This window comes from Flavobacterium psychrotrophum (assembly GCF_003403075.1).
Taxonomy (GTDB): Bacteria; Bacteroidota; Bacteroidia; order Flavobacteriales; family Flavobacteriaceae; genus Flavobacterium; species Flavobacterium psychrotrophum.
The window spans coordinates 4481510-4505861 of the sequence record NZ_CP031557.1 but is presented as its reverse complement, the minus strand read 5'-3'; the positions used below and the strand labels follow the sequence as shown (position 1 = coordinate 4505861).

Sequence of the window (24352 nt, the reverse complement as noted above, 5' to 3'; positions counted from 1 at the left end):
AGAAAGCCTGCATTCATAACAAAATGCAGGCTTTTATTTTTAAAGTTAATACAGCTTAAATTAACTGCCTTTAACTAACGAAAACAGTTTTTTGCTGCCGGTAATAACCGCAACAGCTACCAATCCGCCAATAAGGCCCAAGCCAAATTCTTTCAGCATATCCGGCACTTGCGGCAACACATGGTGCAGGTAAGCTATGTTATGTACAAAAATTCCGCCCGAAACCAGTATAAGTGCAATGGTACCTACAATAGCAAGAGTTTTAATTACATAAGGAAGCGCTTTTACAAGTACATTGCCCAACTGCGATAAAAAACCTTTGCCGTTAGACTTTTTTATAAGTTTAAAACCGGCATCATCCATACGCACAATAAGCGCTACAATACCGTAAACACCCACAGTTGCCAGGAATGCTACCACAGCTACAGTTATTATCTGCACTGTAAGGTTTTCGTCAAGAACGGTACCTAAAGCAATAATTACAATTTCTACCGAAAGAATAAAATCAGTAGTAATAGCAGACTTTACTTTGGCTTTTTCGGCATCGGCGCTACCTTCTTCTTTGGGGTCAACTACTTCTTCACCGGTCTTGGCATGATGAAAAAAGTATTCAATTATTTTTTCAACACCCTCATAAGCCAGATAAAAACCACCCAGTATAAGTATAAATTTTATAGCAATAGGAAAAAACACATTCAGCGCCAGCGCCACGGGAATAATGATTAGTTTGTTTATAAACGAACCTTTTGTAATAGCCCACAGTACAGGTAACTCTCTTGATGATAAAAAGCCGGTAGCTTTCTCAGCGTTAACGGCAAGGTCATCGCCTAATATTCCTGCTGTTTTTTGTGTAGCAATTTTACTTGTAACTGCCACATCATCCATTAGGGCAGCGATATCATCTAAGATCGCGAAAAAACCTGAAGCCATTTTGTATATTTAATTGTAGAGGCGTAAATGTATAAAATTTAAAATTGATTACCACATGGCATTAACAATGCATATGGTACTTAAAGGCTTATTTTCCTGAGGTTATATATGCCTTTTTAATTTTATCAAGTTGCGGAAAAGCCCCCTGCATACGGTGCTGGCTGGAGTAGTATGCCTGGTTTTCCATAGTAGCCTCTCCGTAGCCGGAGTACAGTTTGTCTACCACATCCATACCTTTAGTTACAGTACCAAAAGCAGGATAGCCTTTTACACCTTCGTAGTTAATGGTATCCAGAGGTGTATTGTCATACAGGTTTATAAACATATCAAGCCCGCGCGACTCTTTACCAGACCGGGCAAAGGTTACTGTGCCGCGCTTATTACCATGCAGCACAGGCTCATCGGGCACTTTAACGGCTTCCCATTCTTTCATTACAAAAGCATCTAAGCTACCGCACTGGGCTACAAATCCCGGAACTACCCTGTAAAAAAGGGTATTGTTATAAAAACCACTTTCTATAAGGTTATAAAAACGGTCAGCAGCTTTAGGCGACCATGCCTTTTTTATTTCAACCTCAAAATTACCCTTGGTCGTTTCAAAAGTTGCGGTAAAGGTATCGGGTGCTGTTGCATCGCTATAACCGGAATCAGAACCTTTACAGCTAATAATGATTACAGAAAGTAGTAGCAGTAGTATTTGTTTTTGCATGATGTGTATTGATGTAATATTATCCTTCAGAAAAAAATTCCAGTTGCCTGAATACCGGCACAAGGCTAAGCCCTTTTTCAGATAGCGTATATTCTATGTGCAGCGGCTTTTGGGCTACTACGGTTTTGGTTAAAAGTCCGTAGTCTTCCATTTCCCGCAGTGCAGTAGCTATCGATTGTTTGTTAGACCCTTTTATGTCCCGCAGCAGGCCGTTAAACCGCACCGCACCTTTTACAGCCAAAAGAAATATCTGTGGTTTCCATTTCCCCGAAAGTTGTTTCAATAACCCTTCTGCCGGGCATTCATTTTCCACTTCTCCATCTTTTTTCATAGTCTGATTTTTTTGACTAATTGACTGGTGTTTGTTTACCGTGCAACTTTGCATCAAAAATATGAATTAATTCATAACACAAAATTTAAAACAATGAGGGTAGTAGCTTTATTGCTAATTTTAATTGGCTGCTACGGATGCCATCCGCAAATAAATAAGAATATGAGCGCACAAAAAACAAACCCCTTACTGTGCGACCCGGTGAGCGGAACATGCGAAATGCCTGCAAATACCTCATCTGCGTTACAAGACACCATAACACCTGCTACCAAGCCTGTAAAAATAGTTTATTATACAGACCCTATCTGTTCATCATGCTGGGGCATAGAGCCGCAACTCAGGAAACTGAAGCTTGAATATGGCGATTATTTTGAAATAGATTACCGTATGGGAGGCCTCCTGCCCGACTGGAGCTATAACAGCGGTGGGATTAGCAAACCGGCCGATGTGGCGCATCATTGGGATGAAGCCAGCCTGCACTATGAAATGCCCATTGACGGCGATGTATGGCTGGAAGATCCGCTGGATTCTTCGTATCCATCCTGTATTGCCATGAAGGCGGCGCAATTGCAGGATAAAGATACAGCGGTAAAATTTATGCGCATTTTAAGGGAAAAACTATATCTCGAAAAGAAGAATATTACCAAATGGGACAATATTGCCGAAGCCGCAAAACTGGCAGGTCTTGATGTTATAAAACTAAAAGCCGATTTTGACGGAGATGCAAAACAGCTTTTTGCCGAAGACCTGGAATATGCCCGCAAGCTGGGCGTAAGGGGATTCCCTACGCTGTTCTTTTCTGATGGTACAGCTAACCAGCTAACGGTATACGGTTCTAAACCCTATGATTTCTACGAAAAAGCATTGCTTGCATTGCATCCTGAAGCAAAGAAAAAGCCTGTAATTAATAGTACCGACCCTTTAGCGCTGTTTAGTATTTACCCTACGCTTACCGCAAAAGAATATGCTGTACTGTGTGATGAAGCTACTACAGAAGTAAAAGAAATTTTAGAACAGCTTTGCAAAGAAGGTAAGCTAGACAAAACGGTAATTAAAACCGGAACGCTATACCGCAAAAAACAAGAACCATCCACTGCCCCTATAAAAGAGTGCCGGCCTGAGTAATTAGCGCCGGCACTTGCCATTATACTATTTTAACATGAGTTCGATTTAAACGAATCATAAGATATTTAAACTCTAAATGTATAACTACAAGGTCTTGAAGACACAAGTGTTCGGAAGAGCTTAAAGAGTTGGTTGACTATCCAAATAACCCTATTTAGCTTCGGAGAAGCGGCATGTCTATAGAAAATGATTGTAGGGCATGGTCAGGATTTCCGGAGGAACGGCACATAATTTCAAAAAAATGCCGCTCCTCCGGAGCTCTGTTCACTCTGGCGTTACAATTACTATAAATATATCGCCCCTCCGGGGCTCTCTAACTGGCAAAATTAGCCTTCCGAACATCTGTGTCTTGAAGACCTTGTAGGAACCCGAAATAATCCAATCTGTGCTAACCTGCAAGGTTTTTTTAACCTTGTAGGTTTACCTTAACTTGAACTCTCGTTATTTTACAACCGTAGCCTCAAGTTCTACAGCAAGGGTTTCAAAAAGGCTTTTTACTTCAAACAACGTTGTAGCCTGTTTAATGCCATGCTGCGCCACCCAGTCCTGGAGTATAGAAAACTCAGGCCAAAGTTGGCCAATAGCGGTTGTATACACGTTTAAGCGTACTATATTTTTACACTCATAACCTGCACCCGTAATAACTTGCTCAAGGTTAGAAATTGCCAGTTGTAGCTGTTCTTTCATGCCTGCGGTGCTCGATGTGCCATCGGCATGTACGGCGGCCTGCCCTGAACAGTATAAAGTACCCTCAACATTTTTTACTTCTACAGCCTGCACATAACTGCGGCCATCCTGCCATGCCCATGGGCTAAACTCTCTTTTTTGCATTGCTCTGTTGTTTACTATTATAATACAAAGCTCCTGAGAATGGCAGCCATTGTGCGTGACAAACATCACAATTACAAAACCGGAATATATTTATGAAATAAGCCTGCTTAGTGTTTCGCGCGAAACACCCAGATATGAGGCAATGAGTTTTTTAGGGACGCGCTGAAACAATGACGGATAGCGTTTTAGCAACTGGTCATAACGCTGCTTAGCCGTTGACGTAAGAAAAGATAATATGCGCTGCTGGGCGGCAATATGCCCATTATTTGATTTTACTAAAAGAAAGTGTTCTATTTTAGGCAGGGCTGCACATAAGGCATTATAATTACTCAGGGTAATGCAAAAAACTACGGTGTCTTCAAGACATTGTAACGACATGGTAGCTTTATTACCGGAAAAAAATGCAAAATAATCGCTCTCCCACCAGTCTTCCATAGCAAAGGCTACAATATGCTGTTTGCCTTTATCATCATCAGAAACAAGCTGTAACAATCCCGAAACAACAAAATAAACATACTTTGCAGCCTGGCCTTTACGGATCAGGAAATCGCGCTTGTTGTGCTTTTCAAAAGTAAAATGTGAAAGTACCAACGAAAATTCATCGTCTGTAAGCGGGATGATTTTTTCTATATGTTGGCGCAGTATTGTTTCGGGCATTATACCTTAAGCGAGGTCAGACTTTCTTGATTTAATTTCGGTATTTAACTGGCTTAACCTCATAACAGCTGGAAGCATTGCAAAAATTCCCGGCGGAAGGCAGGCAAGCAATACATAGTTCCCATTCTTATATATAAGGTAGAACAGTACAATAAATGCGAAAAGAAACAGTATTGAAAAACCAATAATTACACCTTTTAAGGTGCTTTTTTGTTTGTTAAGTTCCTCTAAGGTTAAATCAGACAATTTATTGGTTTTCATAGACGGGGTTTATGGCTGCAATATAGTAAAAGATTAGCATGGCAATAAAAGTGGGTATATGTTTTTACTGTATCGCAAAGAAATATCTTGACTCCACTCCTCCGTTCAGGATGACAAACCATGCCGCTAAAAAACCCTGTATATCTGCAATTGCGCACCTTCCGCATTATCCGCGCCCGCCTTCCGGCAAAGGCAGGTTCCATTAAAATCATCACAAAAAAAAGATGCCCGAAAGCATCTTTAAATATTTCAATCTTTAAATCAAAAGATTATACATCGTCAAAATCTACATATAGCTCAGCAGATGTAGGGTGTGCCTGGCAGGTAAGTATAAGGCCTTCGGCAATTTCGCCATCGGTAAGTATGGCGTTCTTTTTCATCTCTGCCGTACCCTTTGTAATGCGCGCCATGCAGCTGCTGCAAATACCTCCCTGGCAGGAGTAAGGTGCATCTACACCCTGCTTAAGGGCGGCATCTAATATGGTAATTTCTTTAGGCATTACAAAAGTAGTCTCCTCATCATCAACCATTACGGTAACCGTAGTTTGCCCTTCAAGACTGGCAGATATGGTTTTCTCTGCAATTGGGGTAGAGAACAACTCAAACTTAATGCTCTTTTCCGGTACGTTGTTTTCTTTCAGTACCTCGTTTACTAAAAGTATCATTTCTTCGGGCCCGCACAGGTAGAATTTAGAAAACTCCTTTTCTTTATGCTTATTCTTTATTACAAAATTTACTGCAGCACGGTCTATACGGCCAAAGATGGCGCCCTCATCGTGCGTTTTGCTGTATACAAACTGTACAAAAAAGCGGCCCAGGTATTTTTCCTGAAGCTCAACCAGCAGGTTGTGGAAAATGGTATCCTCAGGTGTTTTGTTGCCATATACCAGTACAAACGTACTCTCAGGCTCATTAATTAACACCGAATGTATAATAGCCATAACCGGTGTAATACCGCTGCCTGCTGCAAACGCGGCATAGTTGCGCTGCCTGTCCGGCTTCGGCTCAAAGGTAAAGTTACCTTCGGGCACGCCTACTTCCATGGTGTCGCCCTGTGCAAGCTTTTCATTGGCAAAAGCCGAGAAACCACCATTCTTTACGGCCTTTATGGCAACGCGAAGTTCGCCGCTACCCGGTGCAGAACATATAGAGTAAGCCTTGCGCACCTCTTTGCCCTCGTGGTGGGTTTTTATGTTAAGGTACTGGCCTGCGGTAAAGTTATAGGCTTCGCTAAGGCTATCCGGCACGGCAAAGCTTATAGATACGGCGTGAGGCGTTTCTCTTTTTATTTCTTTTATTATAAGTGGATAAAACGTAGACATCTATATCAAATTTCCTGCAAAAATACGGATTCCCTAAAAGGATATAAAGAAATCATCAAATTAAAATAATACCTAAGAAAGTTATACATAAGAATATTATGTATATATTTGGAACAGAAATTTCGACCAATGAAAAACTCACAATTATATAAAGGCAGCCTAACCACCATTATCATGAAGCTACTCGAAGAGAATGGCCGCATGTATGGGTATGAGATTACCCAAAAGGTAAAGTTGCTTACTAAGGGCGAACTTGCCATAACCGAAGGCGCCCTGTACCCTGCCCTGCACAAGCTGGAAGCCGATGGCCTGCTGGATGTAGAGGTAGAGCGTGTAGACAACCGCCTGCGCAAATACTACAAGCTTACCGAAAGCGGCAGTAAAGAAACCGTAAACCGCCTGGCAGAGCTGGAAGACTTTATACGCAATATGCAGAGCCTTGTAAACCCTGCACCAAATCCTGACCTTCAGTTTTAAGACCATGAAGCTTACCAACAACAATATAATACAGATAGATGCGGCTTTGCTAAAGGCCGGCATAAAGTATTTGGACATCAGGGTAGAACTGACCGACCATATAGCCGCAGCGCTGGAACAGCAGGATGGTGGTTTTGAGCCCTGCCTTGCCACCTATATGCAGCACAACCACAAAAATCTCAAAGCATTAAACCGCAGGTTTGCAGCCATTGCCATGAAAAAAACCTTTTCGGTATTCATTAAAAACATAGGCAGCAAAAGGTTTGCCCTTGTAGCGGCATTAAGCCTTGCGGCAGGCGAAGCCATAAACTGGTTTTTGCCCGGCAGCCCGGCGCCTATGGTTATGTTCTTTGTGTTTTCGGTTCCTTTGTTATTCGATGCCTACAACCCTATGTTTACGTTGGGGCCTAAGAAACCAGTGTTTTCTGTGGGCAAATATTACTATGTTGTTACAGCAGCAATAACGTTTATAAGTGTATGGCTGCTACGATTTTGGGACACTCAGGCTTTGTCTCACCTTATAATTTTAAGTTACGCCCTGCTTACGGCTGTGGCCGATGCTAAATACAACACGACCAAAAAACTGTTTGAACAATATAAAGCCCGATACCATGCAGCATAAAATTACAACCGGTCAGGTAGCACAAATAGATGCGGCACTAGCAAAAGCCGGTATTAACTATGCCGACATCCGTATGGAGCTGACCGACCATATAGCAACCGCACTGGAACAGGAAGAGGGCAACGGCGATTTTGAGCACCGTCTTAAAGGTTATATACTCAACAACAAAAAAGCGATTCGTAAAATGAACTTCGCCGCCATGCGGGTGGCATCACGCCGCAGTCTCAGGACTTTTGTACAAAATATTTTTACCCTGCATATGCTGCTCATTACATTAGTAATGCTTGCCGGCGGTAAACTTGCCAGCCAATATCTTGATAAAGATGATCTGGTTACACTAATGTTCTTTGTGTTTAGCACATGCACTGTAATTAGTTGCTACCGTCCGCTATATAACCTGGTACGTAAACGAAAAGACTACTCTTTTACGCATGGGCTTGGGTTTATACCAGGATTGCTGCTGTACCCAAGTTTGTTTATGATACGTTGGCTTAATAAACTGAATAATATAAACTACATAATACTTTATTATGTGGTGGTTTCGGTCATTGCCCTTAATATTTATTTTACAACCAAAAAACTGTTTGATAACTACAAACTCCGTTACAATGGATAGATTGACCTCGCTACAAACCCAGGCCATATATGCTGTAATAAAAAAAACGGGCATATTGTATGAGGCCATATTACATGAAATGACCGATCACATAGCTTCGGCCTTAGAAGAAGATGCTATGCTAAGCGTTCAAAATTTTGACGAGAAGTTAAGCGCTTATGTTAATTCTTATAAAATGGTAGCGCTTACTACCGCCGCGCGTAAGCAGGAAACCCTGCGAGACAGATTTTACTTAAAGACATTTCTGAGCCGCTTCTATACGCCCAAATATTGTGCTATGGCATTACTGCTATGCACCGTGTGTTATATGTGCACGTTTAACCATTATATAGAGCTTGCACTAAGCGTAGTCTATTTTGTGTGCCTGCTGGCTTTAATAGGCATCACCTTTATAAAAAAATACAGGGCAAAAGCACCCTTTGTGGCACGGCTTACACAAACAGGTGGTATTTACCTTGCAATACTATTGTTTATGATCTCTAAGGCACACAGGATATTAGGTGAAGACAGCCTTATCGCCCAGTTGCTTACCTCTGTGGCTACAGGGTTGTTGTTTACAGCCTGCATTAACATTTATTTTGCCAGTAAACATTTTAACCGCCAACAACAATGTATAAACTAACCATAAGAGAAACCGCCTTTATAGACCATTACCTGGAAAATTCGGGTGTAGAGTATTTGGATATCCGTATGGAAATGGCAGACCACGTTGCTACAGCCATTGAGGTGATGGAAGGTGATGATTTCGACGAAAACTTCAGGCTGTATATGCTGGCTCATAAAGCCGAACTGCTTGCTAACTATAAACAGTTTAAAAAAGCAGCTACCTATAAAGCCCTTAAAATTTGGGGTAAAACAGCCTTAACGCCCTGGGCATTGCTAATGACAAATGTTATAGCCTATGCAGGCTTTTATTTTGGCACTATTGAGGGCGTGGAAGAAATAACCTGGAAAATGAATCTGGTATTTCTTGTTGCTTTTTTTAGTGTATCGTTACCCATATTGATAAATGGTTTTAAAAAGAAATATGCTGTGGCCTCCAGGCTCATAACCCTTGCTGCAATACCTTATATTATAAGTAATATAGGCATGAGGATCTTTACAGACAACCTCTTGTTTATAAGCTTGTTTTATTCGGTAATTACCATGATAAGCATTACCATGACGGTAGCAGGCTTCAGGCTCATTAAACAATACAAACTGCGTTATGATGGATAAAAAAGTTACATCCCGCCAAATCGAAATTCTATATGCCTTTACCATTAAGCATTATGTAGAATACTACGACCTGCAAACCGAACTGGTAGACCATTTGGCGAATGCCATAGAAACCCGTTGGATTACAGAACCTAACCTGAGCTTTGAAGACGCGCTTAATGCAGAGTTTAAAAAGTTTGGCATCTTTGGCTTTACAGAGCTTGTAGAACGTCGCCAGCTTGCCATGCACAAACGCTACCGCAAAATAATATGGGGCTACGCAAAAGATTTTTTAAGGCTGCCTAAAATATTGATATGCCTTATGGGAGTTGTGGCTTCTTATCAGCTAATGGCTACCTTCCCATATGTGCTGGCTATTTTTGCCGGGGTTATTTTCCTGGTATTTGTGGGACGTTTTATAACTATAAACAGAAGATTGAACAAGCTTAAAAAAGCGACCGGAAAGCGCTGGATGTTTCAGGATAACATATACCGTTGTGCGGGTTCGAGCGCGTTTTTTTACCCCGGTTTCCAGTTTGTACGCTATGAGGGTGGCGAAGGATCATCGCCTATATTAGTGGCACTTGCAGCGGTGCTAATGGTAGCCTTTGCGCTATACAGCTACATAGCACTGTTTGTAATACCTGCCCGGGCGCAGCAACATATGGAAGCTGCGTACCCCGAATATAAAATGGAAATGGCACAATAGGCTCATAGATTATTACAAAGCGTCATGAAAAAAAATACACTCAAAAAAATTACACCGCAGCAAGCAGAGGAACTTATGGCATTTCTTAACGGTATGAACATAAAATATTATGACGTGCAGCTGGAACTGGCAGACCATATGGCGAACAGCATAGAAGCACAGTGGGAGATAAACCCTGCTTTATCTTTTGAAGATGCGCTCGCACAACAGAGCAGCAACTTTGGCGGTAAATTTGGTTTTGCAAAAATAATGCTTAAACGTAGCGCTGCACTCGAAAAAAGGTATAATAAGATGTTTTGGGGCTATTTTATTGCGTTCTTAAAGTTACCAAAGGTACTGGTTCTCGCGGCTTTTGGTTATGTCATATTTAGCGTTATAATGTTTTGGCCACGTTTGTATCTTATACTGCTGGGAGTGTCATTAATTGGCATATTAATCCGGAACAGGCAGCTTAATCTCAGGTACAAACAAAAGGCTGAAGGTCCGCACTGGCTTTTGGAGGAAATGCTCTACGGACAATACCGCATGGGCTACCTTGCCTTTCTGCTCATGCTTTTCTGGCAGATGTACCGCGACACCTATCCTACAGGGCTGCTTATTACCGCAACCATATCTTATATGCTGCTTATGCTTTACATATATATAAAGCTGTTTATAATTCCCGCAAACGCAATAACCCACCTAAAAGAAGTATACCCTGAATACGGGCAATGATTAATCATGAAAAAAATCACAGCTGCGCAAACAGCCCAACTCTATAGCTTTATAGCATCGAAATTTGTAAAATACTACGATCTGCAAACCGAACTGACAGACCATCTGGCCAATGCCATAGAGGCACAGTGGGCAGCAGGATCTACCATATCTTTTGAGAAAGCGCTTACTGCTGAGTTTGAAAAATTTGGTATAACCGGTTTTGAAAAAATAGTAGAACGCCGCAGAAAAACACTCCGCAGAAAGTACAACAGGCTGCTGCGGCACGAGCTGTGGCGTGTGGTAACTTCGCCCAAAGGGCTTATGATGCCATTGCTCATAGTATCAACATACCTGTTTATGGTTACAGTACCGATGATGTATGCAGCACTATCGGTAGTATTTTTTATCATGGCACTCAGGCAAATGAGCAAGACCGGCAGGGCATATAAAAAAAATGTTGAAGCTACCGGAAAGCGCTGGTTGCTGGATGAAATTATAAACTCTTACTCTATGGCAGGTGGCTTTGCAGGCATGATGTCGCAGGCTTTTATAATGAGCTTTAACAACCCTGTAAAACCGCTAATGGCAGCACTGTCTGCACTGGTATTTGGCATCTGGCTTATGTTTAGCTATGTCGCGTTGTATATAATGCCTGTAAAATCGGCACAGTACTTAGAGGAAAACTATCCGGAATATAAATTTGAATCGGCTTCATAAATGCAAAAGAAACTAACCGCCACCGACATCGAACAGATATATGCCTTTACTGCCGAAAACGGTGTAGCATACTACGACCTGCAGTCTGAACTGGCAGACCACCTGGCGCATGCCATAGAAGAACAATGGGCCTACAACCAAAACCTTAGCCTTGAAGATGATTTGCATGCAGCATTTAAAACCTTTGGCACGGGCGGCTTTAATGAGGTAGTTATGCAAAGAAAAAGGGCACTGGGCAAGCGGTACCAAAAGTTATTGTTGGGTTACTTTAAAGACTTTTTTACCTTGCCAAAGCTGGTGCTCACCGTTGCCTTACTATATGGATTACACTTAATACTTTTGCAAAGCCATGATGTAATTGTATTTTCAATATTACCGATTCAATTTATAAGCGTCGTTAAAATGTTAAGGCTTAAAAACAAGCTTGCTAAAACACAGGAAAACACGGGCAGGAAATGGCTTTTTGAAGAGATGATCTACAAAGGGGTTTTTACCGTGGCAACACTGGGTTTTTTCCCAGGGCTTAGCCAGTTAAGTGCAGGCAGGCCAATGGGTGGCATATATGGCCACTGGATATTAGTAACCCTGATTACACTGCTTGCATTGCATAATTACATTGCGCTTTTTATAATTCCCGCCAGGGCAAAAGAGCATCTTAAAACCGTGTATCCGGAGTACGGTTTGTAATTTTTATCATAAAATTGTAACTTTCCACCACACACAACAACTAATCACTAAAACCATCGCACAATTATGTTTAAAAAATTCCTCTGGCTGGAGTGGAAGGCCTTTACACGGTCTTCGGCATTTGGCACCAACCTCGCCCTGAAAATCTTTATGGGTATCATGGCTTTTATTTACAGCCTTGGTGTACTTTCTATGAGTATTGCCGCTTACTATGGCGTTAAAGAAGAAATGCACCAGGACCCGCTTGTGGTAGTAAACAAATACCTTATTTATTACTTTCTGGCAGATATACTGTTTAAAGTACTGCTGCAAAAAATTCCGGTCATAAATATCAGGCCATTACTTACCCTTCCCATAACCCGCAAAACCATTGTAAACTTTGCCATGGGCAAAACACTGGTATCGTTCTTTAACCTGGTACACATATTCTTTTTTGTGCCCTTTAGCATTGTACTGCTTATAGAGGGGTACGATCCACTGGGTGTTGTACTATGGTGGCTGGGCGCCTGGTTACTTATTTATGTAAATAACCTTATTAACCTGCTGCTAAATGATAACGATTTTGTATTCATTATTTTTGTCACAATACTTGGCGGGCTGGTAGCACTGCAATACTATAGCTATTTTGATGTTACGCTGGTAACCGGTGTTTTTTACCAGGGGCTTTTTGACACATATTATATGTTTGTTATTCCCGTTGTGGTATTTGCAGGGTTGTGGCTGTACACGCACCGTTTCTTTACTAAAAAACTATACCTGGACACAGGGCTTAAAGGCAAGACCGAAATTGCACAGGCTCAGGATTTTACCTGGCTTAACCGTTTTGGCAGCATGAGTACGTTTCTTAAAAACGACCTGAAGCTTATACTGCGCAATAAGCGTTCTAAAACATCGGTAGTAATGAGTGTGCTGTTTATTTTTTATGGCCTGCTGTTTTTTGGCGGCGGCATAGAGGTTTATGACAATGCACCCATGAAAATGTTTGCCTCTATATTTGTAAGTGGCGGTTTCCTGCTTATGTTTGGGCAGTTTGTACCCAGCTGGGATAGTGCTTACTACCCGCTAATGATGAGCCAGAACATACCCTACCGCGATTATATAGCCAGCAAATGGTGGCTCATGGTACTGGGTACTGCGGTAAGTGCCGTGCTGGCATCGTTCTACCTGTACTTTGGTATAGATACATACCTTATGATACTTGCCGGGGCGGTGTTTAACATTGGCGTAAACTCGCTGTTGGTATTACTGGGCGGGGCGTTTCTTAAAACTCCGGTAGACCTTGCCAGCGGCAAGCAGGCCTTTGGCGACAAAAAAGCCTTTAACCTTAAAACGTTTTTAATATCGTTGCCAAAAATGCTACTGCCTATGGGCTTATATGTTGTGGGTGCCGCAATACATAGTGCAACCTTAGGGTCCATACTTGTGGCGCTTACCGGCATACTGGGCATAGCACTAAGAAATGTAGCTTTCCGTGCGATAGAAAAAATTTACAAATCAGAAAAATACAGCACCCTGGCAGCTTACAAGCAAAAAGGATAAACCAACTCTAAAATAATATCATTACGACCATGATTACTATAAATAACTTACGCAAAACATATAACGGTGTTACCGTACTAAACATAGCAGGACTAACCATAAATAAGGGCGAAAGCTTTGGCCTGGTAGGCAACAACGGCGCAGGCAAAACCACGCTGTTCAGCCTGCTACTCGACCTTATAGAGCCAAGCAATGGCGAGGTAAAAATAAACAACATACAGGTTAACAAAAGCGAAGCGTGGAAACCCCTTGTGGCTGCATTTTTAGACGAAACATTTTTGATAGGCTACCTTACGGCTGAGGAGTATTTTTACTTTATAGGCGACCTGCGCGGACAAAATAAAGCTACCGTAGATGCCCTGCTAAAAGAGCACACTGACTTTTTTAACGACGAAATTCTGGGTAAAAAGAAATACCTGCGCGACCTGAGCAAGGGTAACCAGAAAAAGGTGGGCATTATTGCCACACTTATAGGCAACCCTGAGATTATTATACTTGATGAGCCATTTGCCAACCTGGATCCTACCACACAGTTCAGGCTTAAAAAGATTATTAAAGACCTAGCCGACAGTAAAAATGTTACTATACTGGTATCGAGCCATGACCTTGCACATACTACCGAGGTAAGCAACCGTATTGTAGCTATGCACAAAGGCGAAGTAGTTAAGGATATTTATACATCTGAAGAAACACTGCACGAACTGGAAGCATTTTTTGCTGTGTAAATTAGATTTAAAGATACTTTCTTAGTTATCCCCAAATAGTATATACTATTTGGGGATTTTTTTTCCCAGTAGAAACAATAATACTTCATTCAAGGACAATAACTTATTACGAAGATTAATTTAAAATAAATTTGTCCAGATTTTTGGCTACCCTCCATTTTTTGGAGGAGCATTTTTTATTGCAGAGGAGAAGGATTCCAATCGAACACATTATACCTGTTTTGATTTTTATTGAAACAAAGCAAATTAACTAAAGTAAATTTTTCGGCAAAACTCTATTTTAAAAAATCATACTAAATTTTAAACTGATTGGTTTAAAAAATATACCTTTGTGGTCTAATGGGAAGACACAAGGAATTTAATTATGATCAGAAGTTAGACATTGCTCTGGAGCTTTTCTGGACGCAAGGTTATAATGTAACATCTATTACCGACCTGGAGCATCATATGGGGATGAACCGCAGCAGTATTTATCCCAATTATGGTGATAAAAAATCGCTCCTTATTAAGTGCTTAACAAAATACCTGAAATCCAGGGTGTCGGAATATGAAGGGATTTTAAATGACGTACAATCTGATGCGACTAAAAATTTAAAAAAAATATTTCGGTTGGCAGTAGATCACAGCATAAAAGAAGACAGAACTTGTCTGGCAGTTAAATTGTCATTTGAAATAGCGATAACTGATGATGACATAAGACGGTTGTTGACTACCAATGAGAAGAAGATTGAAGATATTTATTTCGAAATCTTAAAGTCCGGACAACAGCAAGGGTGTTTTAAAAGTGACTTAAATACAAGAGTAACTGCCGATTTCTTTGCATGCTCTTCTGCTGCACTATTCAAAAATTATGCATTAAATAGAAATCGAAAGGCTATATACGACATGATAGAAACATTAATACATATGGTCAAGGCATGATCTTGACGGTGCCATATATGGACTTAACCAACAAATAAAATTTTTTAACTTTTTTTAAACTGATCGGTTTATTATGAATTTAGGCGTAAACAAAACAACAGCATATATAGGATGCCTGGGGGTTATCGGAATTATAAGTACAGAATTTGGTTTGATTGGCATTCTACCACAGATTGCTGATTACTACAATATAGATATTGGTACCGCAGGCTACTTGCTGAGCATATTTGCCTTAAGTATCGCCCTTACAGGGCCATTCACCGTTTTATATGCCTCAAAATTTGATAAAAAGAAAATTATGATGTGCGCCTTAGGGCTGTTTTTAATTTCAAATTTTTTCTCAATTTTCAGTCCCCCTTACTGGCTGCTGATGATACTTCGGATACTACCCACAATTTTACACCCGGCATTCTTTTCCATGGCCATTGCTGCCGCAACAAAAGATACCTCTCCACAAATGCAAATGCGGCTAACCAGTATTATTATTGGTGGTATTGCTCTTGCACAGGTTACACTCATACCCTTTACGACATTTATCGCAAGTATTTACACCTGGCAGCTTAGCTATATCATTCAGGGTTTGGTAATCTTAATAACATTGGTCATTATGTATAAGTTTCTCCCACCTATGCCTAACAAAGAAGTTAAATCCTTTAAAAACCAATTGAGCATATTTACAAGGCCTAAATTTATTGCGGGTACTGCTGTAAATCTATTCTTAATCACAGCCTGGTTTTCTTCATACAGTTATTTTGCCGACTATCTTTCAAAAGCAAAAGGCTTGAGTGCGCAGAACGTTAGCTATATGCTTTTACTATTTGGTATAACGGGTGTAATTTCTAACTTTTTGGCAGGCCGTTTATTAGGAAAGTATATGATCCTGACTTCCGTATTTTTCATCAGTGGTACATTTCTGGTCCCATTTGCATTTCAATACACAAGTGGTTCACTACTTAGCGTAGCCATGGTAGTTGGTTTTTGGGGTATTATGTATGGGCCCTGTTTCCTGATTGGTGTTGGTCATATGGTATCAGCAGCTCCCGATGCAAAAGAATTTGCAAATAGTCTTCAAACTTCGTTTGGAAATCTTGGTGTTTCGCTGGGTACTGCTACTGGTGGATGGTTTATTAATAAGTATGGAATTTCAATTACTCCGTGGGTTGGTATTGGTTTTGGCGTATTGGCTATTATTATGATTTTTTGGAGAGCCTGGCTGGATCGACGCATTTATGAAAGTAAAAAAATAGTATAATTTGCTCTTTCATAAACGCTTTATCATGATCGCACAGGTTTGTAATTCGTGTCGTGCTACAATATATCTAAAACAATACCTGCTGCCATCGCCAAGAAAGAATATAAACAAAAATGCTCCTGATGAGGAGCATTTTTATTGCAGAGGAGAAGGGATTCGAACCCTCGATACCCTTGTGGAGTATACACACTTTCCAGGCGTGCGCCTTCGACCACTCGGCCACCCCTCTAAATTATTCGGGCAAAAATAGTTTAAAAAACCGGATTACAAAATTATTGGGTAAGTTCTCCGCAAAGAGATGTTTCAAACAACGGTTTAAAACGTTCAGGCAGCATTTCCTGGCCTAAGAGGTACATCATCTTGGTAATGGCAGCTTCGGTAGTAATGTCGGCACCACTTATAACGCCTATTTCTTTAAGCAGTGTACTGGTTTCATACTGGCCCATGTTTACACGGCCGCCACTGCACTGGGTAACATTTACAATGTGTATGCCTTTTTCAATAGCTTTTTGCAGTATGCCTATAAACCAGTCTTCGGTAGGTGCGTTGCCGCTGCCATACGTTTCCAGTACAATTCCTTTTAACCCTTCGATAGCAGTAATGGCCGAAAGTACTGCTGCCGTTATACCGGGAAACATTTTAACAATAACCACATTACTGTTAAAAGCCGTAGTAACGCTAAAATCAACTCCTGTAGGTTGTAACAACTGTTCGTTGTTTACACGCAGGTGCACTCCGCTTTCGGCAAGGGCATTGTAATTAGGAGATGTAAAAGCATTAAAATGCTCAGCACTTATCTTTGTGGTGCGGTTACCACGATACAGTTTATATTCAAAATAAAGGCAAACCTCTTTAATAACAGGTTGCCCACCCTCGTTAAGCGATGCTATTTGTATGGCAGTTATCAGGTTTTCCTTGGCATCAGTACGCAAATCGCCTATAGGCAATTGCGACCCCGTAAACACCACAGGCTTAGTTAAGCCCTGTAGCATAAAACTGAGCGCCGATGCAGAATAGCTCATGGTATCGCTGCCATGCAGGATAACAAAACCATCAAAATCATTGTAATTATCCTGAATGATTCCTGCCATCTTTACCCACTTAGTAGGCTCCATATCGCTGGAATCTATCGGGCTTTCAAAAGATAGGGTATCTATATCGCAGTCCAGCTGGCGCAATTCGGGTATGCGCTGCAACAGCTTTTTAAAGTTGAAAACCCTGAGCGCGCCGGTTTCAAAATTTTTCACCATGCCTATAGTGCCACCGGTATACAACAATAGTATCCTTGGCTTAGGCATTCTGGTATTTTAATTTATTAACTACCGGGTTTGCATATTGTGCCAGGAAGCCTTCGCGCAATATTTTATTTTCAATATCAATACGCATTTCAAACCTCCGTTCAAAAACCTGCTTTTCTTTTTCAGTATATTTATCTGCAAACTGCGTGGTGCCGTTCATAAGGTCATACGCTATGTAATTTGTAGGCCATAATTTATAACCTTTAATAATAGCTTCATCAATAACCTGTGCAATCGACTGTATTTGCTTATTAGGGCTATCTCCCTGTGTTGCAATAGCATCAAGTTCGCTGTCTATAACATCGCCTATATGTAGATGTATGCGCTTTTTCTGGCCCATAATACCACTAAGCAGTGTAGTAAAATCTTCGTTCTTTTCTTTTACATATACCTCATCATTAGCTTCGGCCAGCAGCCTTGGCATCTTAAGGGCATCGGTAGGATCATATTCATAAGAAATAGAAACCGGTACGATTTTTACCTTACGGAAAAACTCAGTAAGCGGTTGCCCTTCATTAGCCATGGCTAGCATTTTAATCACGCCCTGTTGTGTGGCATCATTACCATCTTTAGTACGGCCTTCGCGCTGGGCTATCCATACACTGCGGTTTTCGCGGCGTATAAGATGGTAAATGTACTCGCTCATCAGCTTACTGCTTTGCAGCAATTCTCGCGGAGAAAGGTTGCGCTGTACCAGGAAATTGCGGTTTAGTTTAGACAGCGCCTGCAGAAATGACTTTTGAACCAGGTTATCGCCTATGGCGCTGGCCGTCATTACAAGCCCATGTTCTAAAAGCGAAACGTTAAGCAATGATGTGTCAAGGATGATATCCCTGTGGTTTGAAATATATAAATAAGATGTATGCTGGTCCAGTTTTTCGAAGCCCGAAGTTGTTAACCCTTCAGAGCTTTTTTTCAAAACCATCTGCACGGCATTATAAATAAAATTGGCCTGGAAATCGCGTTTAGAGTGCGTCCTTAAAAGCTGTTCTTTCCATATGTTTTCTTCAACATCGGGAAATGTAAAACTCATGAGCGCCTTCATCATAGGGTGGTGTATTACACTACGTAGGGCCTCATTTACTTCGCTGTCATAAAAAGGCCTGATATGATCAAATTTGGGCATGTGCTTATTTAAGGTTAAACTGTTTACAAATGAACAAAAATTTATTGGATTTAAACCGAAAATCTTTGTTAAATACCGTATATATCCGCAGCATTTTGTGTAGTTATACGTGCTATTTCTTCTACCGGGAGGTCATAAATTTCGGATAGTTTTTGGGCTACCAACGGTACATAAGCACTCTCGTTGCGCTTACCCCTATGCGGTACCGGAGCCAGGTAAGGCGCATCGGTTTCGAGCACAATGTTACTAACGTCAATATCTCTTAAAAACTGGTCTATCTTTCCGTTCTTAAAGGTTGCCACGCCACCTATGCCCAGCTTCATGCCATAACTAATAGCTACCTGAGCCTGCTCAAAATTACCGGTAAAGCAATGAAAGATACCAAACAGGCCTTCGCCTTTTTCGCTTTCCAGCACTTCAAAGGTTTCATCAAACGCATCACGGCAATGTATGTTTATGGGCAGTTTGTATTTTTTGGCAAGCTGAATTTGTCGCTTAAACGCATCCTGCTGCTGAGGCAAAAAGGTTTTATCCCAAAACAGGTCGATGCCTATTTCGCCCACGGCATAAAACTTCCGTGAGGCATCAGCAAGTTCTTTCTCTACAAAGGCAAGTTCGTCTTCATAATTCTCCTTAACATGCGTAGGATGCAACCCCATCATCAAAAAAACATTATCAGGATATTGCTCCTGCATTTTATACATCTTACCGGTATAAGTACTGTCTATAGACGGTACAAAAAGGCGTGTAACACCTGCATCAAATGCACGCTGCATCATGGCATCGCGATCTTGTGCAAATTCTTCGCTATATATGTGGGTATGGGTATCTGTAAATATCATTTTTAAAATAAAGTGGCTGCAAAAATACAAACTTGGCGCAGTAATTGAAGTTAAGATATTGTTTTTTAAAGTAATTTTGACACTCCCAATAATACATACTAACAATGCAAGACCTGCAAGACACCCTGAAAGCCAGGGGTTATAAGCGTATAAAATTCAGGCTTAGCAGCACCCAGCACCTGCTTATTAAAGGCCGTATAAATGGCATAGAAGGTAATTTTATACTCGATACCGGCGCAAGCAACAGCTGTGTGGGCTTTGAAGGCATACAACATTTCAGCCTTTTGGCAGCCGATTCTGACACCAGGGCAGCCGGAGCCGGAGGTACCGGAATGCCAACACAAACCTCTCTTAAAAACAAGCTAAAAATGGGCAGGTGGAGTTCAAAAAACTTTGGCCTCGTTATTTTTGACATGAGTCACGTAAACGAGGCTTTGCGCCAGTATAAGGCAAAACCCGTGCACGGTATTATAGGTGCCGATGTTTTGCTTAAAGGCAAAGCCATAATAGATTACCATAATTTTTGCCTCTACTTAAAATAGGTACAATGTTCTTTTTTCATACATTTGGTAAAAAACCACCAATAGTATGAAAAAAACATTACTCCTGCTGTTATTCAGCATCATGGCCTATGCCCAGCCACAGGTTAACACACCACCGGATCTTGTAGTTTGTGACGCGAACAATGATGGCGTAGCCACGTTTGACCTTACCACGGTTTCGGCAGTGATACTCGGCGGACTTAACCCCTCATTGTATACCATAAGCTATCATGAAACTTTAGCAGATGCAAATGCAGACACAAATGCTATTCCTTTCCCTCAGAACTATAACAATATTTTAGCCGATGTAACTAACGGAATTCAAGTCTTGTATGTACGCGTAGAAGAAAATACTACACCTACAAACTTCAGTATCGAATCATTGCGTATAATAGTAAATCCGGCACCGGTAATCAACACACCTTCCGCTTATACCGTTTGTGATGATGCACTGCCAAATGATGGTTTTGCAACGTTTGACCTTGCAGCAAAGAATGATGAAATACTGGGCGCAAATGCGGGTCTGGGCTTTACAGTACAATATTATACCTCAGCAGCAGCTATGGAAGCCGGGCTTGCGCTTCCTTCGATTTACACAAATATCACTCCGGGCACACAAACACTATTTGTAAAAGTGACATCTATAATAACTGGCTGTACCGCTTATACTACGCTTACGCTAAATGTAAATCCATTGCCGGAAATATCTGGTGCATTACCGGCTATAACAACTTGCGGAGAGAGCATTGACTTGACAGAAAATGCTTTGCTGTATACTAATTATATGTCGAAATACTACCCCACTTTGCAAGATGCCATAGCAGGAACAAATGAAATAATTTTCTATGATTTTTACCCAATTTCAAGTGCATCCTCTGTCTGGATTAAAATTTGGACAACAGGCGATACGCGTATCGGCCCATCGTGCTATTCTTATATAGAGCAACCTATCAATCTTATTGTCCCTACAAATATAATAATATCTAACATCGGCAATACACTGACAATAGACATCCAGGGAGTTTCTGCTCCTTACCAATATGCTTTAGATAATGGAACACCGCAAGACTCCGGCACATTTTATAATGTAGCTTACGGTTCACATGATATCAATTATTTTGCTCCATGTGGAGGCGTTGGATCTATTACATACCTCATGCTACCTTCTCCCCCATCAGGTGCAGCAAGACAGATGTATATTGAAGGCAACACCCTTGCCGACCTTGATGTAGAAGGACAAAATATACTATGGTATGCCGATGCAGATGCTACCACATCGCTCGCTGAAACTACCATAGTAACAGACGGCACTACTTACTATGCCACACAAACTATTGATACCTACCAAAGCCCGACGTTTGGTGTACTGGTAAGCCGCACAGCCGGAACTGACACTACTAAGTTCTCAGGCTTTACCTACTACCCTAACCCGGTAAAGAATAACCTGACACTGCATAACAATTCTGAAATCACAAAAGTAGAAGCGTACAACCTTTTAGGCCAGTTAGCTTTAAGCCAAAACACATCAGGCACTCAAGCTACCATAAATATGCAGGCTTTGCAGCCGGGTGTTTATATGGTAAAAGCCTACAGCGGTAGTAATGCAAAAGTTATCAGGGTTGTAAAAGCAGAGTAGTACAATATCTTAACAAGAGTAAAGTCTCTAAAAGCACATTAACTTCCCCGCCCGTAAAGCGGGGATTTTTTTATGCCGAAGAGGCAATATTCTCACAACACAATGGTAGTTGTTGTACGTTTAACGGTAAAGCAGCAAAAAAACAAACCTTTAATTATCAACACAATAAAATTAATACCTTAGCACTGTATTTCATGCGTTAGCCATTAGCTAACAATTTTTGCACACCTTCCCAATTTTTTTTACACACCCCCGGAATAGAAAAACCCTGCGTTGTAAAGCGTGGGGTTTTTGGATGAATAACACCAGCTATAAAACACAAAAAACGCCCCTTTTCAGGAGCGTTTTGTATATATACTGACTTAGTAACTAAACTATAGTTCAAGTGCTTTTTTAGGATGGTTGTCCATAAGCAGTTTATAGGGTTTTCAAGAGCTTCTTTAACCGTTAGCGCACTATGTCCAGGCCTAATGGATAAGGAGTGCATGGCAAGCTGGAGACATATTACATATGAGGCACGAGCAAGATGCTCGCGCCAGCAGGGGCGGCTTAGGTGAATATACAGAATTCTTAAACCAAATCGTTAACCATTACTATCTCTATCAAGCTCCAATAATATCTATATCTAAGTGTAGTAAAAAGGTTCGCAATAAATCAGAATCAGTAGTATAAGCATTAAGTATCATCAAATATTTGATTTTATGGAATCAATATGCCATTGGCTCTACACGAATTAAGATAGCTAATTATTTCCTCTTGTATTTCAAGATAAGCAATCTTATTCATATTTTTTAAATCATATAAATATTTACCTACTCTAACTATTATTTCTCCTCCTGTAGAACCTGCTGCGATACATTCTTCTAAATCATTAACAATTTTTGGAAATTTAGTTTGAAATTTTAGTTTTGCAACATTTAATATGCGTTCGTAATCCATTTTTATTTCTTTAATAAATCAATAATTTCATTTTCAACAGTTCATCTTTGATCAATAATAACCTCAATTCCATTACCAGTATTAGTATTCCCAAGAGCTTTTGCAATGTCATTTTTATAATATCACTACTTTCTTTAAGATAAGCAGTTTCGATAAAATCGGCTCTTTCAGTATTCTTTAACGGTATATTACACTATCAGTATATGCTTTAAGATTTTTGAAATCTATCGGATTCTCTATAGACCAGAATTGTGCAATTCTCCCATTTGAGAAATTCCTTTTTTTCCAATCCTATAAAGTTTAGCTCCGGCTTTATTCTTAGTGATTAATAAAACACAAAAAACGCCCCTTTTCAGGAGCGTTTTGTATATATACTGACTTAGTAACTAAACTATAGTTCAAGTGCTTTTTTAGGATTGTTATCCATAAGCAACTCTACAGGGTTTTCTAGAGCTTCTTTAACCGCTACAAGGAAACCAACAGACTCACGTCCGTCGATGATCCTGTGGTCGTAAGAAAGCGCTACATACATCATAGGGTGTATCTCTACCTTACCATTTACAGCAATAGGACGCTCAATGATGTTGTGCATACCAAGGATACCTGATTGTGGAGGGTTAATGATAGGCGTAGAAAGCATACTGCCAAATACACCACCGTTAGTAATGGTAAAAGTACCACCGGTCATATCATCTACAGTAATCTGTCCGTCGCGGGCACGAAGCGCAAGGCGCTTTATCTCTGCCTCAATACCACGGAAAGAAAGTGTTTCTGCATTTCTCACTACCGGTACCATTAGCCCTTTAGGACCTGATACTGCAATAGAGATATCTGCAAAATCATAAGCAACTTTGTAGTCACCTTCGATCATAGAGTTAACATCCGGGAACAATTTAAGTGCACGGGTTACCGCTTTTGTAAAGAACGACATATACCCAAGGCCAACACCTGCGTGCTTAGCTTTAAAGGCATCTTTATATTCATTACGCACATTGTTTATAGGCGTCATGTTTACTTCGTTAAACGTAGTAAGCATGGCTGTTTCGTTCTTAGCAGAAACTAAACGCTCTGCTACCTTGCGGCGCAGCATGCTTAGTTTAGAACGCTCGCTACCACGGCTGCCACCTGTAGGTGTACCCATAGACGCTTTAGCGTTTACGGCATCGTCTTTAGTAACGCGGCCGCCTTTGCCTGTACCGCTTACGGTTGCAGGGTCAATATTTTTTTCGTCAAGTATCTTTTTTGCCGCCGGCGAAGGTGTACCTGTAGCATATGTTGCAGCTGGCGCAGCGGCCGGTGCAGGAGCAGCTTTAGGTTCTTCTTTCTTTGGCTCTTCTTTTTTCTCTTCAGCTTTAGGGGCAGCAGCAGGTGCAGCGCCATCCGGCTTGGCAGCATCAGTATCGATAAGGCATACAACCTGCCCTACTTTTACTGCATCGCCTTCCTCGGCCTTAAGGGTAATAATACCGGCAACCTCAGCAGGAAGCTCCAGCGTTGCTTTGTCTGAATCTACTTCGGCTATGGCCTGGTCTTTTTCTACATAATCACCATCCTTTACAAGCCATGTAGCTATTTCAACTTCGGTAATCGATTCCCCCGGCGAAGGAACTTTCATTTCTAAAATCATGTCAGTATAATTTTAATA

At 40.9% G+C, this 24352-nt stretch carries 28 protein-coding genes and 1 tRNA gene; 16 read left to right on the top strand and 13 right to left on the bottom strand.

What is annotated here, in order from left to right:
• Nucleotides 1–60 precede the first annotated feature (60 nt).
• The 3 genes from DYH63_RS19600 to DYH63_RS19590 form a co-directional block, all read right to left on the bottom strand.
• Nucleotides 61–930, bottom strand: coding sequence for a DUF808 domain-containing protein (locus tag DYH63_RS19600; protein ID WP_116790406.1), 870 nt, complete (start codon nucleotides 928–930; stop codon nucleotides 61–63).
• 88 nt (nucleotides 931–1018) lie between these two features.
• Nucleotides 1019–1639, bottom strand: a complete 621-nt coding sequence (locus tag DYH63_RS19595; protein ID WP_116790405.1) for a peptidylprolyl isomerase — start codon at nucleotides 1637–1639, stop codon at nucleotides 1019–1021.
• A 19-nt stretch (nucleotides 1640–1658) separates the two neighbouring features.
• Nucleotides 1659–1970 (bottom strand): winged helix-turn-helix transcriptional regulator, encoded by a 312-nt coding sequence (locus tag DYH63_RS19590; protein WP_116790904.1) that lies wholly within the window; start codon nucleotides 1968–1970, stop codon nucleotides 1659–1661.
• Nucleotides 1971–2132: 162 nt separating this feature from the next.
• On the opposite strand from DYH63_RS19590, the gene DYH63_RS19585 reads away from it, so the two are divergent.
• Entirely contained in the window at nucleotides 2133–3095 is a 963-nt protein-coding gene (locus DYH63_RS19585; RefSeq protein ID WP_116790404.1) for a DsbA family protein, read from the top strand.
• A 441-nt stretch (nucleotides 3096–3536) separates the two neighbouring features.
• Here DYH63_RS19585 and DYH63_RS19580 read toward each other — a convergent pair whose 3' ends face one another.
• The 4 genes from DYH63_RS19580 to DYH63_RS19565 all read right to left on the bottom strand — a co-directional run bounded on the left by DYH63_RS19580 (nucleotide 3537) and on the right by DYH63_RS19565 (nucleotide 6166).
• Nucleotides 3537–3926, bottom strand: a complete 390-nt coding sequence (locus DYH63_RS19580; RefSeq protein ID WP_116790403.1) for a RidA family protein — start codon at nucleotides 3924–3926, stop codon at nucleotides 3537–3539.
• Nucleotides 3927–4016: 90 nt separating this feature from the next.
• The gene (locus DYH63_RS19575; protein WP_116790402.1) at nucleotides 4017–4583 is read right to left on the bottom strand and encodes a Crp/Fnr family transcriptional regulator; all 567 of its coding nucleotides are present in this window, start codon (nucleotides 4581–4583) and stop codon (nucleotides 4017–4019) included.
• Nucleotides 4584–4589: 6 nt separating this feature from the next.
• The gene (locus tag DYH63_RS19570) at nucleotides 4590–4844 is read right to left on the bottom strand and encodes a hypothetical protein (protein ID WP_116790401.1); all 255 of its coding nucleotides are present in this window, start codon (nucleotides 4842–4844) and stop codon (nucleotides 4590–4592) included.
• Between the two features lie 269 nt (nucleotides 4845–5113).
• On the bottom strand, nucleotides 5114–6166 hold the full coding sequence (locus tag DYH63_RS19565; protein WP_116790400.1) for a ferredoxin--NADP reductase: 1053 nt from the start codon (nucleotides 6164–6166) through the stop codon (nucleotides 5114–5116).
• A 129-nt stretch (nucleotides 6167–6295) separates the two neighbouring features.
• On the opposite strand from DYH63_RS19565, the gene DYH63_RS19560 reads away from it, so the two are divergent.
• From DYH63_RS19560 to DYH63_RS19500, 13 genes are all read left to right on the top strand, one after another.
• Nucleotides 6296–6643, top strand: coding sequence for a PadR family transcriptional regulator (locus tag DYH63_RS19560; RefSeq protein WP_116790399.1), 348 nt, complete (start codon nucleotides 6296–6298; stop codon nucleotides 6641–6643).
• Nucleotides 6644–6647: 4 nt separating this feature from the next.
• Nucleotides 6648–7265: a hypothetical protein gene (locus DYH63_RS19555; protein WP_116790398.1), complete on the top strand. Its 618-nt coding sequence runs from the start codon at nucleotides 6648–6650 to the stop codon at nucleotides 7263–7265.
• Nucleotides 7255–7881, top strand: a complete 627-nt coding sequence (locus tag DYH63_RS19550) for a hypothetical protein (protein ID WP_116790397.1) — start codon at nucleotides 7255–7257, stop codon at nucleotides 7879–7881. The genes DYH63_RS19555 and DYH63_RS19550 overlap by 11 nt, the downstream gene beginning before the upstream one ends.
• Entirely contained in the window at nucleotides 7874–8503 is a 630-nt protein-coding gene (locus DYH63_RS19545; protein ID WP_162927105.1) for a hypothetical protein, read from the top strand. Before DYH63_RS19550 ends, DYH63_RS19545 begins: the two co-directional genes overlap by 8 nt.
• Nucleotides 8491–9099, top strand: a complete 609-nt coding sequence (locus DYH63_RS19540; protein ID WP_116790395.1) for a hypothetical protein — start codon at nucleotides 8491–8493, stop codon at nucleotides 9097–9099. Before DYH63_RS19545 ends, DYH63_RS19540 begins: the two co-directional genes overlap by 13 nt.
• On the top strand, nucleotides 9089–9787 hold the full coding sequence (locus DYH63_RS19535) for a hypothetical protein (RefSeq protein WP_162927104.1): 699 nt from the start codon (nucleotides 9089–9091) through the stop codon (nucleotides 9785–9787). The genes DYH63_RS19540 and DYH63_RS19535 overlap by 11 nt, the downstream gene beginning before the upstream one ends.
• Nucleotides 9788–9811: 24 nt before the next feature.
• Entirely contained in the window at nucleotides 9812–10501 is a 690-nt protein-coding gene (locus DYH63_RS19530; protein ID WP_116790393.1) for a hypothetical protein, read from the top strand.
• A 6-nt stretch (nucleotides 10502–10507) separates the two neighbouring features.
• Nucleotides 10508–11200: a hypothetical protein gene (locus DYH63_RS19525; RefSeq protein WP_116790392.1), complete on the top strand. Its 693-nt coding sequence runs from the start codon at nucleotides 10508–10510 to the stop codon at nucleotides 11198–11200.
• The gene (locus DYH63_RS19520; RefSeq protein ID WP_116790391.1) at nucleotides 11201–11887 is read left to right on the top strand and encodes a hypothetical protein; all 687 of its coding nucleotides are present in this window, start codon (nucleotides 11201–11203) and stop codon (nucleotides 11885–11887) included. It begins immediately after the preceding gene.
• A gap of 66 nt (nucleotides 11888–11953) precedes the next feature.
• Complete coding sequence (locus DYH63_RS19515; protein WP_116790390.1) at nucleotides 11954–13426, top strand: DUF5687 family protein; 1473 nt, start codon at nucleotides 11954–11956, stop codon at nucleotides 13424–13426.
• A 29-nt stretch (nucleotides 13427–13455) separates the two neighbouring features.
• Nucleotides 13456–14151 carry an ABC transporter ATP-binding protein gene (locus DYH63_RS19510; protein WP_116790389.1) on the top strand — a complete coding sequence of 232 codons (696 nt, stop codon included), beginning with the start codon at nucleotides 13456–13458 and terminating at the stop codon, nucleotides 14149–14151.
• A 339-nt stretch (nucleotides 14152–14490) separates the two neighbouring features.
• A complete protein-coding gene (locus DYH63_RS19505) occupies nucleotides 14491–15072 on the top strand; it encodes a TetR/AcrR family transcriptional regulator (RefSeq protein ID WP_116790388.1) in 582 nt (193 codons plus the stop codon).
• Nucleotides 15073–15145: 73 nt separating this feature from the next.
• Nucleotides 15146–16324: an MFS transporter gene (locus DYH63_RS19500; RefSeq protein ID WP_116790387.1), complete on the top strand. Its 1179-nt coding sequence runs from the start codon at nucleotides 15146–15148 to the stop codon at nucleotides 16322–16324.
• A gap of 141 nt (nucleotides 16325–16465) precedes the next feature.
• Here the strand turns inward: DYH63_RS19500 and DYH63_RS19495 are convergent.
• From DYH63_RS19495 to DYH63_RS19480, 4 genes are all read right to left on the bottom strand, one after another.
• Nucleotides 16466–16553, bottom strand: a tRNA-Ser gene (locus DYH63_RS19495).
• 43 nt (nucleotides 16554–16596) lie between these two features.
• A complete protein-coding gene (locus tag DYH63_RS19490; RefSeq protein ID WP_116790386.1) occupies nucleotides 16597–17622 on the bottom strand; it encodes an asparaginase in 1026 nt (341 codons plus the stop codon).
• On the bottom strand, nucleotides 17615–18748 hold the full coding sequence (locus DYH63_RS19485; protein WP_116790385.1) for a 1-acyl-sn-glycerol-3-phosphate acyltransferase: 1134 nt from the start codon (nucleotides 18746–18748) through the stop codon (nucleotides 17615–17617). The genes DYH63_RS19490 and DYH63_RS19485 overlap by 8 nt, the downstream gene beginning before the upstream one ends.
• Before the next feature lie 68 nt (nucleotides 18749–18816).
• Nucleotides 18817–19590: a TatD family hydrolase gene (locus tag DYH63_RS19480; protein ID WP_116790384.1), complete on the bottom strand. Its 774-nt coding sequence runs from the start codon at nucleotides 19588–19590 to the stop codon at nucleotides 18817–18819.
• Nucleotides 19591–19694: 104 nt separating this feature from the next.
• Here DYH63_RS19480 and DYH63_RS19475 point away from each other — a divergent pair, with 104 nt between their 5' ends.
• Nucleotides 19695–20132, top strand: coding sequence for a retropepsin-like aspartic protease (locus tag DYH63_RS19475; protein WP_116790383.1), 438 nt, complete (start codon nucleotides 19695–19697; stop codon nucleotides 20130–20132).
• Nucleotides 20133–20178: 46 nt separating this feature from the next.
• Complete coding sequence (locus tag DYH63_RS19470; RefSeq protein ID WP_116790382.1) at nucleotides 20179–21768, top strand: T9SS type A sorting domain-containing protein; 1590 nt, start codon at nucleotides 20179–20181, stop codon at nucleotides 21766–21768.
• Nucleotides 21769–22467: 699 nt separating this feature from the next.
• Here the strand turns inward: DYH63_RS19470 and DYH63_RS19460 are convergent.
• Together DYH63_RS19460 and odhB are read right to left on the bottom strand one after the other, a co-directional pair.
• Nucleotides 22468–22707, bottom strand: coding sequence for a hypothetical protein (locus tag DYH63_RS19460; protein ID WP_116790380.1), 240 nt, complete (start codon nucleotides 22705–22707; stop codon nucleotides 22468–22470).
• 391 nt (nucleotides 22708–23098) lie between these two features.
• On the bottom strand, nucleotides 23099–24334 hold the full coding sequence (odhB, locus tag DYH63_RS19455) for a 2-oxoglutarate dehydrogenase complex dihydrolipoyllysine-residue succinyltransferase (protein WP_116790379.1): 1236 nt from the start codon (nucleotides 24332–24334) through the stop codon (nucleotides 23099–23101).
• Between the last annotated feature and the right edge of the window lie 18 nt (nucleotides 24335–24352).